Source organism: Kitasatospora sp. Ki12, from assembly GCF_054601375.1.
Map to the genome: position 1 here is coordinate 1,302,780 of NZ_BAAIHT010000001.1, position 14,286 is coordinate 1,317,065.

The 14,286-nt window shown below is 73.7% G+C and carries 12 protein-coding genes and 1 tRNA gene; 2 read left to right on the plus strand and 11 right to left on the minus strand.

Translation table 11 applies throughout. The annotated features are described in order from the left end of the window. The first annotated feature begins 1 nt into the window (after position 1). Positions 2-865, plus strand: a complete 864-nt coding sequence (locus ACYP53_RS05495) for a peptidase (protein ID WP_229929196.1) — start codon at positions 2-4, stop codon at positions 863-865. A gap of 102 nt (positions 866-967) precedes the next feature. Here ACYP53_RS05495 and ACYP53_RS05500 read toward each other — a convergent pair whose 3' ends face one another. From ACYP53_RS05500 to ACYP53_RS05545, 10 genes are all read right to left on the minus strand, one after another. Next, positions 968-2,587: a DUF2079 domain-containing protein gene (locus ACYP53_RS05500; protein WP_229929195.1), complete on the minus strand. Its 1,620-nt coding sequence runs from the start codon at positions 2,585-2,587 to the stop codon at positions 968-970. Between the two features lie 99 nt (positions 2,588-2,686). Next, positions 2,687-3,880 (minus strand): glycosyltransferase 87 family protein, encoded by a 1,194-nt coding sequence (locus ACYP53_RS05505; protein ID WP_189925247.1) that lies wholly within the window; start codon positions 3,878-3,880, stop codon positions 2,687-2,689. Positions 3,881-4,251: 371 nt separating this feature from the next. Then, positions 4,252-4,325 (minus strand) — tRNA-Ala (locus ACYP53_RS05510). A 100-nt stretch (positions 4,326-4,425) separates the two neighbouring features. Continuing rightward, positions 4,426-5,427, minus strand: a complete 1,002-nt coding sequence (sepX, locus tag ACYP53_RS05515) for a divisome protein SepX/GlpR (RefSeq protein ID WP_459646767.1) — start codon at positions 5,425-5,427, stop codon at positions 4,426-4,428. Positions 5,428-5,577: 150 nt separating this feature from the next. Further along, complete coding sequence (locus ACYP53_RS05520; RefSeq protein ID WP_189925262.1) at positions 5,578-6,204, minus strand: GNAT family N-acetyltransferase; 627 nt, start codon at positions 6,202-6,204, stop codon at positions 5,578-5,580. Next, a complete protein-coding gene (locus ACYP53_RS05525) occupies positions 6,201-6,719 on the minus strand; it encodes a MogA/MoaB family molybdenum cofactor biosynthesis protein (protein WP_459647954.1) in 519 nt (172 codons plus the stop codon). The genes ACYP53_RS05520 and ACYP53_RS05525 overlap by 4 nt, the downstream gene beginning before the upstream one ends. A 17-nt stretch (positions 6,720-6,736) precedes the next feature. After that, the gene (gene moaC / locus ACYP53_RS05530; protein ID WP_229929201.1) at positions 6,737-7,177 is read right to left on the minus strand and encodes a cyclic pyranopterin monophosphate synthase MoaC; all 441 of its coding nucleotides are present in this window, start codon (positions 7,175-7,177) and stop codon (positions 6,737-6,739) included. 167 nt (positions 7,178-7,344) lie between these two features. After that, positions 7,345-8,682, minus strand: coding sequence for a molybdotransferase-like divisome protein Glp (gene glp, locus ACYP53_RS05535; RefSeq protein ID WP_189925238.1), 1,338 nt, complete (start codon positions 8,680-8,682; stop codon positions 7,345-7,347). A 22-nt stretch (positions 8,683-8,704) separates the two neighbouring features. Further along, a complete protein-coding gene (gene galU, locus ACYP53_RS05540) occupies positions 8,705-9,625 on the minus strand; it encodes a UTP--glucose-1-phosphate uridylyltransferase GalU (protein ID WP_189925236.1) in 921 nt (306 codons plus the stop codon). A gap of 51 nt (positions 9,626-9,676) precedes the next feature. Then, positions 9,677-10,624 (minus strand): GGDEF domain-containing protein, encoded by a 948-nt coding sequence (locus tag ACYP53_RS05545; RefSeq protein WP_459646768.1) that lies wholly within the window; start codon positions 10,622-10,624, stop codon positions 9,677-9,679. Between the two features lie 62 nt (positions 10,625-10,686). Between ACYP53_RS05545 and ACYP53_RS05550 the strand changes: the two genes are divergently transcribed. Beyond that, positions 10,687-11,262 carry a 5-formyltetrahydrofolate cyclo-ligase gene (locus ACYP53_RS05550; protein ID WP_459646769.1) on the plus strand — a complete coding sequence of 192 codons (576 nt, stop codon included), beginning with the start codon at positions 10,687-10,689 and terminating at the stop codon, positions 11,260-11,262. A gap of 97 nt (positions 11,263-11,359) precedes the next feature. On the opposite strand, the gene ACYP53_RS05555 is transcribed toward ACYP53_RS05550, so the two are convergent. After that, on the minus strand, positions 11,360-14,071 hold the full coding sequence (locus ACYP53_RS05555; protein ID WP_459646770.1) for a penicillin acylase family protein: 2,712 nt from the start codon (positions 14,069-14,071) through the stop codon (positions 11,360-11,362). Positions 14,072-14,286 lie beyond the last annotated feature (215 nt).

Consider the following 14,286-nt stretch of genomic DNA (forward strand, 5'->3'; position numbering starts at 1 on the left):
CATGCGTACGACGATTCGCGGCGCCCTCGCCGCCCTCGCCCTGCTGCCCGCCCTCGCCCTGGGCGCCCCGGCGGCCTCGGCCGCGCCGTCCCCCTCGCCCACCGCGAGCGGCACCCCGGCCCCGGCCACCAAGGCCGGCACGTCCTTCCTGACCGCGGTCAACCTCTCCCCCGGTCAGGACGCCAACGTCGCCGCCTCCACCGGCGACTACCTGTACTGGGCGTTCGGCGCCTCCGAGGGCCAGACCCCGACGGTCAAGCTGTCCGTCAACCTGGCCCCCGGGACCGACCGGCACGGCCCGCAGACCTGGTCCGTCGAGGTCTTCGACGGGCTGCGCCGCCGCCAGTCCTGCACCGCCGGCACCCAGAACGCCACCGGTGACCAGAACACCACCGCGCTGACGCTCGACTGCACCCTGCGCGAGGTCCGCACCTGGGCCGAGCCGTGGTCCGGTGACCCGCTGCCCGGCACCTACTACGTGCGGCTCTCGGTGTCGGACGTCCCGCAGCCGGACCTCGGTCTGGCCACCGCCGTCCAGCTGCACGTCGCCGCCAAGGGCGGCTCCGACAACGCCCAGCCGGAGGGCGGGGAGCTGAAGGCCCCGCTGGTCCCGCCGGCCGGCGGCGGCGCGAGCACCGCCAAGGCGGCCGCCCCGGTGGCGGAGGAGGAGCACTGGTACACCGGCTGGTTCTCCGGTTGGAACAGCCGCTGGTACTGGACGATCGGCGGCGGCTTCCTGGCCGCGCTGGCGGGCGTCCTGGGCTACAACCTGACCCGGCACCCGCACGGCCGGCGGCCCGGCCACCACGGCTCCGTCCCGCACCAGGGCACGCACCAGAGCGGCTCCTACGCCGACCGCCCCTGACCCGCTGACCCGCGGACCGCACCGCCCGAGGGCCGGCCGGAGGACTCCTCCGACCGGCCCTCGGCCGTTCCCCGGCGCCACCGTCGTCAAGGCCGCCGGGCGTCAGCCGCGGAACAGGTCGTGCCCCACGTCCGACGGGACCACGTCCTGGACGGGCTTGCTGCCCGGCCCCGGCACGTGCTCCCCGGGGACGGGCTCGCCGCCCTCCCGGTGCAGCAGCACCACGCCGTCCTCGGCCCACAGCTGCCGGTACCCGTGCTCCAGCAGCAGCGCGATCCGCGCCGCCTGCTCGGTGTCCGCGGCGAACGGGAAGGAGCGCTTGTTCGACCGGGTGAGCACGTACTCGCGCCCGCGCGGCGTGCCGTCCACCAGCACCACGTCGGTGCGGGCGGTCAGCCGCGGCGCGATCTGGTTGTCCGCCTCCACCGAGGCCCCGTCCGGGATCAGCGCGGCCGCCCGCACCAGCGCGGCCTCGCTCGTCTTGGGCGTCCAGGCGGACGGCACCGCCAGCTGCACCAGCCCCATCGGCACGGCGGCCGCCAGCGCGATGCCGGCCGCGCCGAGCCCCAGCAGCCGCGCCCGCCGGACGGTCCGCGCGGGCCGCCCGGCGGCGCTCAGCCGGCCGAGCACCTCGACGGCGGCGGTGAGCAGGATCGGCCAGAGCAGCGAGTCGTAGTGCCGGGCGACCGACCAGTGGTTGGGGTTGCTGGACAGGATCCGCTCGGCCAGCAGCGGCACCGCGCACAGCACGGTGGCCGAGCGCAGCGGCAGCAGCAACGCCGTGCCGAACAGCCAGAGCAGCAGCAGCGGCTTGAGCGGCTGGTCGAGGGCGGCCTGCACCAGCAGGAACGGGTCGTGCAGCAGGTTGCGCAGCGCGTCGCCGCCGTCCGTGCCGAGCGAGCCGTAGTTCCAGTAGTAGCCCGGCTCCCCGCCCATCGCCGGGATCAGCCACTTGATGGCCACCACCGAGGCGACCGGCCCGCCCAGCAGCAGGCCGAGGCCGGTGCGGCGGCCCGCCCGGTCCCCGGTCCGCCGGGTGCGCAGCAGCAGCACCAGCCCGTACGCCCCGACCATCAGGCCGAGGTCCTCCTTGGTGCAGCACAGCAGGACGGCGGCGAGCAGCACCGTGCCGTACCGGCGGGCCAGGCCGCGCTCCAGCATCAGCAGGGTCAGCGGCACCGCGAAGGCCACCTCGTGGAATCCGACCCGGGCGGCGACCAGCAGCGGCCAGCCGAGCGCGTGCACCAGGCCGGCCAGGTCGGCGGCCCGGCGGGCGGTGCGGGGCTCGGCGGCGGCGAAGCAGTGCGCGGTGATCCGCCGCACCAGCGGCACGCCGGCCGCGAAGAGCAGCGACTGCCCGATGATCAGCGAGCGCGGGTCGTCCCAGATCCAGTACAGCGGCGCGAGCAGCGCCAGGACCGGTGAGAAGTGGTCGCCCAGCAGCGAGAAGCCGGGCGGGAACTCGTGGTGGTAGCTCTTCAGCGAGGAGACCGGCAGCCCGAAGTGGGCGTAGCCGCGCACGCCCTGGTCGAAGATGCCGAGGTCGAAGCCGCCGAGCGACACCGATGTCCAGCCCTGCAGGCCGATGGCGCACGTCACCGCGAAGCAGAGCGCGGTGAGCAGCGCGGTGCGCCGGGCCGGGCCGCGCAGGAGGGCCGTGAGGGCGCCGCGGGCGGCGGGCGCGGCGGCGGCCGGCGACGGGGGTGCGGTCTGGGTGGTCACGTCAGCTCTGATCCGTCCGGTCTGGGTCCGTCGGGTCCGGGTCGTCGGGCGGGTACGTCGGGGCGGGTGCGCCGGGGCGGGTGCGCCGGGGCCGGTCCGTCAGGTCCGGTTCGTCAGCGCGGGGTCGCGGTCCAGGTTGGCTGTCAGGAGCGCCCGGGCCCCGCCGCCGGTCGCGTCCACGGCCTGCCGCCGGGCGCGGTACAGCCGCACGCCCAGGACGACCAGGACGGCGATGCCCATCGGCGGGTAGAGGGCGCCGGGCAGCTGCCAGTACCAGTCGACCCCGCGCCCCCACCGGTGCGGCACCGCCCACATCACGTGGGAGAGGAAGACCACCAGCGTCACGCCGAGCAGGATCCGCCGGGCCCTGGTGCGGGCCTCGACCACCAGCAGGGCGATGAGCGGGACGCACCAGACCCAGTGGTGGGTCCAGCTGATCGGCGAGACCAGCAGCGCGGTGAACGCGGCGCAGACCCCGCCCCAGGCGTCGGCCCGGCGCAGCACCCGCGCCGAGCGCCCGGCCAGCACCGCCACCCCGAGCCCGAAGGCGCCGACCAGCGCGGAGGCGGCCAGCCCGACCAGGCCCGGGTCGTTGACGTCCAGCAGCCGGCAGACGGCGCCGCGCAGCGACTGGTTGTCCACCAGGACGGTCACGCCGACCCGGCTCGGGTCCCACAGGTACTTCGTCCAGAAGCCGACCGAGGCGTCGGGCAGCAGGGCCCAGCCGACCAGCCCGGCGGCCAGGAAGGTGCCGGCCGAGACCAGCGCGGCCCGGACCCTCCCGGTCAGGAACAGGTAGACCGCGAACAGGCCCGGGGTGATCTTGATGGCGGTGGCCAGGCCGATGCCCACGCCCTTGAACCGGTGGCGGTCCGGGCGGGTCAGGTCCCACAGGACCAGGCAGAGGATGCCGAGGTTGACCTGGCCGTACTGGAAGGTGGTGAAGACCGGCTCCAGCCAGACGCCCAGGCCGGTCGCCAGGATCACCACGGCCGGACGGTGCTGCTTCGACCACCCGGCCAGCTTCAGCGACAGGTGCACGGCGGCGGCGAGCAGCGCGTAGTTGAGGAGCATCACCAGGACGCGCAGGACGGGCACGTCGAACCAGGTGCTCGGCACGAACAGCATCGCGGCGAACGGCGGGTAGGTGGCCGGCAGGTCCCAGCCGGGCAGCCGCATCGCGTACAGGTCCTCGCCCCGGACGACGGCCTGGCCCTCGGCCCGGTAGACCAGCATGTCGACCATGGTGGCGTTGTGGGTGTGCCGGAAGAAGGCGAACACCGCCAGTGACACCGCCGCGACGCAGGCCGCCGGGAGGGTCCAGGAATTCGATCGTCCGGCCGCCGGTTCGTCGCCGGGCTCTTCCGGGCCCGACTGCCGCGCCCACCGTGTCAGACCGAACTCGCGCACCGCGATGGCACCCCGTTGAGATAGACCAGATCGTTCCGTCGTCAGCGTCTGGGCCCAACCACCATAACCGACCCCCCTGAGCCCCAAACCGCGTCAGAAACCACCCCCGGCCGGGCGTTGTGATCTCGGCCACAAAGCCCCTCGGGACCGCCTCCCGACCCCTTCGGGCCGACCCGGCACCACAAAACGCGAAATCCCGCCGGGAGTTGCCTCCCGGCGGGATTCGGTGGACCGGCCTGAGCCGTTCCGTTGGGTGGAGCTGAGGGGATTCGAACCCCTGACCCCCTCGATGCGAACGAGGTGCGCTACCGGACTGCGCCACAGCCCCAACGAGAAGAAACTCTAGCACCTTTCGGAGGGGGTCCGTGACCACCCCCCGGGACGCGGCCCTGGTCGGGGGTGGCCCCGGCCCGGGGACGGGCCCCGGATCACTCGTTGGCCGCGCGGGGCCGGGGCTCGGAGGCCTGCGGCTCGGCGTACTGGTCGAAGAGCGGGGTGTTGCGGGACTCGGCGGGGCGGCCCGCGGTCCAGGTGCCGGGGGCCGACAGGTCGAGGCCGCGGGAGACCCGGGGGGCGACCGGAGCGGTGACGTAGGTCGGCAGCGGGACGGGCACCGGCTCCCAGGAGTCCGGGCCGGCCGCACCGCGCTCGCGCATGCCGTCGACCCACTCCTCGTGCTCGGTCGCCTCGGCCACCGCGGAGGCGGAGGGCACCGAGACGGTGGCCTCCTCCGGGTCGACGGCCAGCCGCAGGTGCGGGCGGCGCCCGGCCCGCTGCCCGGCGGGGGCGGCCGGGGCCGGCTCCGCCGCGACGGGCGGCTCGGCCGGGGCGGCGGCCGCCGGGGCCTCGGCCCGCTGCCGCTCGCGCTTGCGCAGCCGCTCGGCCGCCTGGGCGGCCCGGACGCGGTCGAGCTTCACCTCGAAGCGCTGGCGCTCCAGCTTGCGCAGGTGGCCGATGTACAGGGTGAGGAGGACCGCGGGGACGGCCGGGACCCAGAGGAAGGCCAGTCCGGCCACCGCCGCGACCACCGCGCCGAGCGCGAAGGAGAGGAAGAGGGCGGTGACCATCCGGCGCCGGCGGGCCAGCAGCCGCGCCCGGCGCTCGACCCCGGCCTGCGGCACCGGGGCGGGCCGTTCGGCCGGGCGCTCCACCGGGGGTTCGGGCTCCCGCGCCACGGGGTCGCCGGAGTCGGCCCCGTCCCGTCCGGGAGGGCCGTCGTCGCCGTGCTCGTCGTCACGCGCTTCGTCGCCCAGGGCCCGGGCCGCCCGTCGCTCCATCGCCGAACGCCCGGCCAGCAGGCGGATGGCGGTGCTGAAGCGTTCCGTCGGGCGCGCCTCGTTGAGTTCGTCCTGCCTGCGGAGCCACATCGGCACCAGATAGGCGGCCCAGGCCCCTACGATGACCGCGTAGATAAGGCCGCTACTGCTCACGATTCACACCGTACGGGCGCCGGGGAAGGCCTGGCAGCAATTTGGCGCGGCGTGTCGTGTGATCAAGCTGATTCTCCGACTATTTTGCCGGTATTTGTGACGGTCCGCCACCGGGCCGATGCCATATCGATATTTCTTTCGAACATATATTCAATTACCCGGTTCGCGGCCGGAACTGAGGTCCCGCCAGCGCTCCAGCATCCCCTCCGGGACCTCCTCGTCGGTCAGCGCGTAGACGAGGTGGTCACGCCAGTCCCCGTCGATGTGGAGATAGCGCGGGCGGATTCCCTCCGAGCGGAAGCCGAGCTTTTCCACCACCCGGCGGCTCGGGCCGTTCTCCGGGCGGATGCAGACCTCGATCCGGTGCAGACCGAGGCCCCGGAAGCAGTGGTGCACCGAAAGCGCCACGGCGGTCGGGATGATGCCCCGGCCGGCCACCGCCTCGTCGACCCAGTAACCGATGTTCGCCGAACACATCGACCCCCAGGTGATCCCGCCGACGGTCAACTGGCCCACCAGTTGGCCCTTGTAGAGCACCACGAAGGGCAGCATCCGGCCCGCCGAGGCCTCGCTCCGCAGGAAGCGGACCATCTGCCGGTACGTCGGCCGGGGCCCGGCCGCCTGCCCCGCCGGGCCGGGCGGCACGGTGGCCTCCCACCGCCGCAGCCAGTCCCGGTTGCGGCGGCTCACCTCCTGCCACTCACGCTGGTCGCGGGCCCGGATCGGGCGCAGCACGACCTCCCCCTCCTGGAGCTCTACCGGCCAGCCGGCGTTCAGTGCGTTCTCCCGGGTGCTGGAGCCCCGGGGGCCGAGGCGTCGGGCCGGGGGTGGTCCCCGCCGCCGAGCTGGTCGACGGCGTGGGCGAGCAGCGGCTCCAGGACGGCCAGGCCGTCCTTGACGCCACCGGTCGAACCCGGCAGGTTGACGATCAGGGTACGTCCGGCCAGCCCCGCCAGCCCGCGGGAGAGCGCCGAGGTCGGCACCTTCTCGCGGCCGTACGCACGGATGGCCTCGGCGATGCCGGGGACCTGCCGGTCGATCACCCTGGCGGTCATCTCCGGGGTGAGGTCCATCGGCGAGATGCCGGTACCGCCGGTGGTCAGCACGACGTCGTAGCCGGCCGCGACCGCCTCGCGCAGCGCGGCCTCCACCGGCTCGCCGTCCGGGACGACCCGGGGGCCGTCCGCGGTGAAGCCCATCGCGGTCAGGCCGGCCACCAGCAGCGGGCCGCCCTTGTCCTCGTAGACCCCGGCCGAGGCCCGGTTGGAGACCGTGACCGCCAGCGCCTTCATGCTCCGGCCTCCGGCGCTCACTCCGCCACCTCCGGCGCGAACCAGTCGCCGCTCTTGCCGCCGGTCTTGCTGAGCACCCGGACGGACTCGATCGCGGCGCCCTTGTCCACCGCCTTGACCATGTCGATCACGGTCAGCCCGGCCACCGCGACGGCGGTCAGCGCCTCCATCTCGACGCCGGTGCGGTCGGCGGTCCGCACGGTGGCGGTGATCTCCACCGCGTCGTCCGTGACGGCCAGGTCGACCTTGACCCCGGAGACGGCGATCGGGTGACAGAGCGGGACGAGGTCCGGGGTCTTCTTGGCGCCCATGATCCCGGCGATCCGGGCCACCGCGAGGGCGTCGCCCTTGGGCACGCCCTCGCCGCGCAGCAGCTCGACCACCTTCGGGGAGACCCTCACCCGCCCGGCCGCGACGGCGGTGCGCGCGGTGGTGGCCTTCTCGGAGACGTCGACCATCCGGGCCGCGCCCTGGTCGTCGACGTGGGTCAGGCGGTCGCCGGGGGGAGGTGTCGTCACGGGTAACTCCAGGGGCGCGCAGGTCGAAGTACCGCGCTACCGTACAGCGCTGGGACACGCCCGCTCGCCTCCGGGCGCCCTGAGCCCGTGTCGACGGCCGGGTGCGGTCAGGAGTCCAGCAGTACGACGTCCACCTCGCTGCCGGCGGGCAGTTCGGTGACGTCCTCCGGGACGGTGATCAGGCAGTCGGCCCTGGCCAGCGCGCCGACCAGGTGGGACCCGGCGCCGCCGACCGGCTCGACCGTGCCGTCCGCCGCCGAGTGGCGGCCGCGCAGGAACTGCCGGCGGCCGGCCGGGGAGCGCAGCGCCACCGGGCAGAGCGCGCGGACGACCGGGCGGTGCACGTCGGGGGCGCCGAGCATGGTGCGGATGACCGGGCGGACGAAGAGCTCGAAGGAGATGTAGGCGCTCACCGGGTTGCCGGGCAGGGCGAGCAGCGGCACTCCGGCCTCGCCGCCGATCCGGCCGAAGCCCTGCGGCTTGCCGGGCTGCATCCGCAGCTTCCGGAAGTCCACGCCGCCGTAGCTCTCGAAGACCTCCTTGACCACGTCGTACGCGCCGACGCTGACCCCGCCGCTGGTGACGATCAGGTCGGCCCGGCCGAGCTGGTCCTCCAGGACGGCGCGCAGCCGGTCGGCGTCGTCGGGGACGGCGCCGACCCGGTAGGCGATGGCTCCGGCCTCCTGGGCGGCGGCGGTGAGGGTGAAGCTGTTGGAGTCGGCGATCTGCCCGGGGCCGACCGGCTCGCCGGGCTGGACCAGTTCGCTGCCGGTGGAGAGCACCACGACCCGCGGGCGCGGGCGGACCTTCACGGTGGCCCGGCCGATGGCGGCGAGCAGGCCGAGCTGGGTGGGGCCGAGGCGGGTGCCGGCGTCCAGGACCTTGGTGCCGGCCGCGACGTCGCTGCCGCGGCGGCGGATGTGCGCGCCCTCGGCGACCGGGCGCAGGACGCGGACCTCCTCGTCCGGGACGGGCGCGGTCATCGCGGCGGCGGCCACTCCGGTGCCGGTGCCGCCGTCGGTCCACTCGACCGGGGCGACGGCGGTGGCGCCGGGCGGGAGCGGGGCGCCGGTCATGATCCGGGCGGCCTGGCCGGGGCCGACCTTGGGCAGTTCGCCCGCGCCGGCGGCGATGTCGCCGACCACGGGGAGCACCGAGGGGTAGGCGTCGGTGGCGCCCTCGGTGTCGGCGGTGCGGACCGCGTAGCCGTCCATCGAGCTGTTGTCGAAGGGCGGCAGGTCACCGTCGGCGACCACGTCCTCGTCGAGGCGGCAGCCCTGGGCGTCGAGCAGCTGGAGCTCGATCGCGGGCAGCGGGCCGACGGCGGCCAGCACGTCGGCGAGGTGTTCGTCGACGGTCCAGAGGCGGGGGGCCGCCGGTGCCGGGTCCGTTCCGGCGTCGCAGCAGGCTGCGGGCGTGGTGCTGTGCTCGGTGGACCCGGTCATCGGCGGCTCGCTCTCTGTCGTGTCAGTCCTGCATCTCGGAGCCGACGAACTCCCGCAGCCAGGAGCGGAACTCCGGGCCCAGGTCATCGCGCTCGGCGGCCAGACGGACGATAGCGCGCAGGTAGTCGGCGCGGTCGCCGGTGTCGTAGCGGCGGCCCTTGAAGAGCACGCCGTGCACCTGGCCGCCGTCCGCCGACTCGCGGGTGGTGAGCTCGCGCAGGGCGTCGGTGAGCTGGATCTCGCCGCCGCGGCCGGGCGGGGTCTCGCGCAGCACGTCGAAGACCAGCGGGTCGAGGACGTAGCGGCCGATGACGGCGTAGTTCGAGGGGGCCTCGCCGGGCTCGGGCTTCTCGACCAGGTCGGTCACCTGGAAGACGTCCTCGCCGAAGCCGTTCGCCTTGACGGCGGCGCAGCCGTAGAGGTGGATCTGGGCGGGGTCGACCTCCATGAGGGCGACGACCGAGCCGCCGAGCTCCTGCTGCACCTCGATCATCCGGGAGAGCAGCGGGTCGCGCGGGTCGATCAGGTCGTCGCCGAGGAGGACGGCGAAGGGCTGGCCGGCGACGTGCTGCTCGGCGACCGAGACGGCGTGGCCGAGGCCCTTCGGGTCGCCCTGGCGGACGTAGTGCATGTTGGCCAGCTCGACGGACTCCCGGACCCGGGCGAGGCGCTGCTCGTCGCCCTTGCGGGCCAGCAGCTCCTCCAGCTCGTAGGCGCGGTCGAAGTGGTCCTCCAGGGCGCGCTTGTTGCGGCCGGTGACCATCAGTATGTCGGACAGGCCCGCGGCGGAGGCCTCCTCGACGACGTACTGGATGGCCGGCTTGTCGACGACCGGCAGCATCTCCTTCGGGGTGGCCTTGGTCGCCGGGAGGAAGCGGGTGCCCAGTCCGGCCGCGGGTACCACGGCCTTGGTTACCGGAACTCGGGGGTTGGTCGTCGTCATGCGTTTACCTTACTCAGGCACGTTTTCGCCGGGCCGAGCGCGGTCGGACGGCTAGGACAGCACGTCTCGGGGCACGGCCACACTGGCTGGCGTATGGGAAGGGACCGGCTGGGCGAGGGGGTCCCCTCCGGCACAGGCCGACAGACTACCCGGCTTTCCCGAATGGTCACGTTCGGCAGCCGGACCGTGCTCCGGGCCGGAAGTGACCGGTACCGGGAGCCCGGCGGCGGGCCGTTCGGAGGGTCGGTCCGCCGGTCGGTGCACGGGTCGGTCCCCGGGGCGCGGCGAGACCCGCCAGCAGTCGCCGCCGGCCGCCCGGGCCTCGGCGAGCGCCGTGTCGGCGGCGCGCAGCAGGACGGCGGCGTGGGTGCCGTCCTCGGGCAGGACGGCGACCCCGGCGGCGGCGGTGAGCCCGTTGCCGTGCGCCGGGCGGGCCTCGCGCGGTCCGGAGGACCAGTCGAGCAGCAGGTGGCGGCGGACCGACCAGACCAGTCGCTCGGCGACCTGCGCGGCGCCCTCGGCGCCGGTGTCGGGCAGCACCACCAGGAACTCCTCGCCGCTGTAGCGGCCGAGGGTGTCGGCCCGGCGGATCTCCATCGCGAGGCGCTGGGCGAGGTCGCGCAGTATCGCGTTGGCCCGGCCGCGGCCGTGCTCGGCGATGACCGCCTCGAAGCCGGTGATCGCCAGCATCAGCACGGCGAGCGGGCGGGGGCCCTCGCCCTGGTCGGTGTGCTCGGCGCGGCGGGCCCGTTCGATCTCCCGGTCCAGGGTGAGCTGCAGGTGGCGGTAGTTCCACACGCCGGTGAGCGGGTCGCAGGAGGCGGTGCGCTCCAGTTCGGCGCAGCGGTCCTCCAGTTCGGCGATCCGCTCGCGCTGCCGCTCCGCCCCGGCGGCGGCGCGGGCCGCGTCCCGCCGTACCCGCAGTCCGAGGACGGTGGCGCCGGCCAGTGCGGGGACGCTCAGCCCGGCCAGGGCCTGGACCAGCAGCGGGGTGGACAATCGGGGCGCCCTTTCGCGTGGCAGGCTCTGCGCGTCGACGGTCTGGAGACGTGGAGGATCCGATGCACAACGAGAAGAGCGACCTGAGGACACGGCTGTTGGCGGAGCGGCGCGGACTGTCCGCCGAGGAGCGCGCGGAGGCGGCGCTCGCGCTGGCCGGGCACGCCTGGGAGCTGGCCGCGCGGGGCGCCACCGTGGCCGCGTACGTCTCGGTGGGGGCGGAGCCCGGGACGAGGCCGCTGCTGGACGCGCTGCGCGAGGAGGGGGTGCGGGTGCTCCTGCCGGTGCTGCTTCCCGACAACGACCTGGACTGGGCCGAGTACGCCGGGCCCGAGGGCCTCGCCCCGGCCGGACGCGGGCTGCTGGAGCCGGTCGGGCCGCGGCTCGGGCCCGAGGCGGTGACGGAGGCCGCGGTGGTACTGCTGCCGGGCCTGGCGGTGGACCGCGGCGGGCTGCGGCTGGGCCGGGGCGGCGGCAGCTACGACCGGGTGCTGGCCCGGCTGGACCGGGCGGGCGTGCGGCCGGTGCTGGCGGTGCTGCTGTACGAGCACGAGCTGCTGGAGGGGGTGCCGGCCGAGCCGCACGACCTGCCGGTGGACCTGGCGGTCACGCCCTCAGGGGTGCGGACGCTGGGCTGACCCGGGAACGGCGGCGGCCCCGCCCCCCTCGCGCAGGGGAACGGGGCCGCCGGGGGCCGTTCGGGCCTCAGCCCCGGTGGGCGTCAGCCGGTGGGCGTCAGCCGGTGGTGAGCACCAGCTTGTGCTTGGTGGCCTTCTCGACCGCGTCCGGGCCGAAGGCCCAGGTGAGCAGCTTGCCCTTGAGCCAGAGGTCGGTCTGGTCGTTGTAGTTGTCGTGGAAGGCGTGGCCGGAGGCGCCGCCGACGTTGACCCAGCGCGAGGAGTCGAGGTCGTTGAGGTCGACCACCATGCGCATCGACGGGATCCAGTCCACCTGGTAGCCGGCCGCCGCGTTCCAGCCGGCCGCGTCGACCGCCGCCGAGCCGCCGGAGAGCCGGTACGGGCCGCGGTTGAGCAGCTTGTGGAGCACGGGCGAGGCGATCGAGGAGTCGTCGGTGCCGAGCGTCTGCTCCTTCAGCTCCAGCTTGTGCAGGCGGCCCCAGCTCCAGGTGGAGATGTCCTTGCTGAGCAGCGAGGTCAGCTCCTGGCGGGCGTTCTTCATCGCTTCCTTGAGCAGGTTGTCCAGGCCCTTCTGGACGTTGTGCTGGGAGTCGATGTAGGTCCACCACGAGCTGTCGGGCTTCTCCAGCTGCTGACGCACGACCTCGGTCCAGCGGTCACCGCCGTCCGGCTGGGCCTTGCCCGGGTCGCGGGTGCCGCACTCGGTGACGATCTTGGTGGTGCTGTCCGGCTTGGTCGGGTCGTCCTGCTGGCGGACCAGCAGGCAGTTGTCCTTGGCGCGGACGTCGGCCGGGAACTTCTGGCCGAAGGCGAGGGTGAGCAGCTGGCGCCAGACGCCGTTGTAGTAGGCCGCGGCGGCCGAGTCGGCGTCCTGGTGGTAGTTCCAGTCCTTCAGCAGGTCCTGGGCCTCGCGCACGTACGGGTCGTCGATCTGCTGCTTGAGCAGCAGCGGCACCAGCGTCTTGGCCATCACGTTGGTGTTGTCCAGCTGCAGGGTCTGCATGTCGTCCGGCGAGATCTTGCCGTTGTTCTTGAGCAGGCCGTCGAGCTGGTCGGTGATCTCCTTGGCGCGGGTGCCGTACTCCCAGTCCTTGGTCAGGCTGTACTTGTAGCTCTGGTCGACCACGGCCTGGTTGGCGGTGACGATGTAGCCGGAGGAGGGGTTGAGGCTCCACGGCAGCGCGCCGAAGGGGATCGGGTCCTTCCACTGGTACGCCGAGTCCCAGCCCAGCGCGGGGTAGGTGCCGTCGCCCTTGCCGCGGACCGGGATGGTGCCCGGGGCCTGGTAGCCGATGTTCTTGGCGTCGGCGTAGATCAGGTTCTGGGCGGGGACGGCGAAGTCCTTCGCGGCGGCGCGGAACTCGTCCCAGTTCTTGGCCTTGTCCAGCGCGAAGACGGCGTCCATCGTCTTGCCGGGGCTGAGCGCCGTCCACTGCAGGGCGACGCCGTAGCCGCTGGTGCCGCGGTCGGGGGCGGAGGTGCCGTTGGGGGCGTACTTGCCGACGTTCTGCTGCTCGGTCCGCTGGTCGGAGATGAGCGGGGCGCCGGTCTGGGTGGTGCGGACGGTGATGGTGCGGTCGTCCCCGCCGGCGACCTTGATGGTCTCCTTGCGGAGGTCGAACCTCACGTCCTTGCCGTCGACCTGGTAGGTCTCCGGGCCGGTGACCTTCTCCAGGACGAGGTCGGTCACGTCGGCGCCGAGGTTGGTGAAGCCCCAGGCGATGTCCTTGTTGTGGCCGATCACCACGCCGGGCATGCCCGCGAAGGTGAAGCCGGAGACGTCGAACTGGCAGGCCGGGGAGGCGGTCCGGCAGTGCAGGCCCATCTGGTACCAGACCGAGGGCAGGCCGGGGCCGAGGTGCGGGTCGTTGGCCAGCAGCGGCTTGCCGGTGGTGGTGTGGGACCCGGCGACCACCCAGGAGTTGGAACCGATGCCCTGGCCGGGGCGGCCGAGCAGCTGCGGCATCCCGTCGATCCGGTCGGTGAGGCCCTGCAGCAGCGCCTTGGTGGTGGCCGCGCCCTGGGTGGTGGCGGTGCCGTTGCCCGGCTGCGGGGAGCCGTCGGCGGGACGGTAGGTGTCGCCGTTCACGGTGCCGGTCTTCACGATCGTGCCGTTGCGGGCGTACGGGTAGTCCGGGTACAGCTCGGCGATCTTGTCCGGGGTGAAGTCCTGAGCCAGCAGCGAGCGGTCGATCTCCTCCTGGAGGTTCCCGGAGAGGTTCCAGGCCATCGCCTTGAGCCAGGCCACCGAGTCGACCGGGGTCCACTGCTCGGGCTTGTAGCCGCTGTTGACGACGCCGAGCAGGGCGTACTCCAGCGAGGCCTGGGCGCCGCCGGGGTGCTCGGCGAGCCAGGCGTTCACGCCGTCCGCGTAGGACTGGAGGTACTTCTTGGTCTCCGGCGACAGCTTGGTGTCGTACTCCTTCTGCGCCACCTGCCGCCAGCCCATGGTGCGGATGAAGGTGTCGGTGTCGACCTGGCCGTCGCCGAACATCTCGGAGAGCCGGCCGGCGGTGATGTGCCGCCGGACGTCCATCTCCCAGAAACGGTCCTGCGCCTGGACGTAGCCCTGGGCGCGGAACAGGTCCTCGGAGGTGTCGGCGTACAGCTGCGGGATGCCGTTGGCGTCCCGCTTCACGTCGACCGGCGCGCTCAGGCCCGCGACCTTGACGCTGCCGTCCACTTCCGGGAAGGAGGCGCGGACCGCGGAGACCCCGCGGTAGCCGCCGTAGCCGACGCCGGCCACCATCAGCACGACCAGCACGATCACGAACAGACGGGCGCGCCGGAACTTCTTCGAGCGGGGCATCTGGGTCCTTGCGGTCCTGACTTCGGGGCGGGCGGGGCGTGTCCAGGGCCTGCGGCCGTGGCAGGGCACCACATTAGGCCGAGTCGGCCGGGCACTGTGAACGGGGGACCAAGCTAAAGATATGGCAAAATGTTAGACTGAGTAACGATCCGTAAGAGGAGCATTGACGCCTTCTTAACGGGCCACCCCCTTTGCACCGCCAGACACCCCGCCCG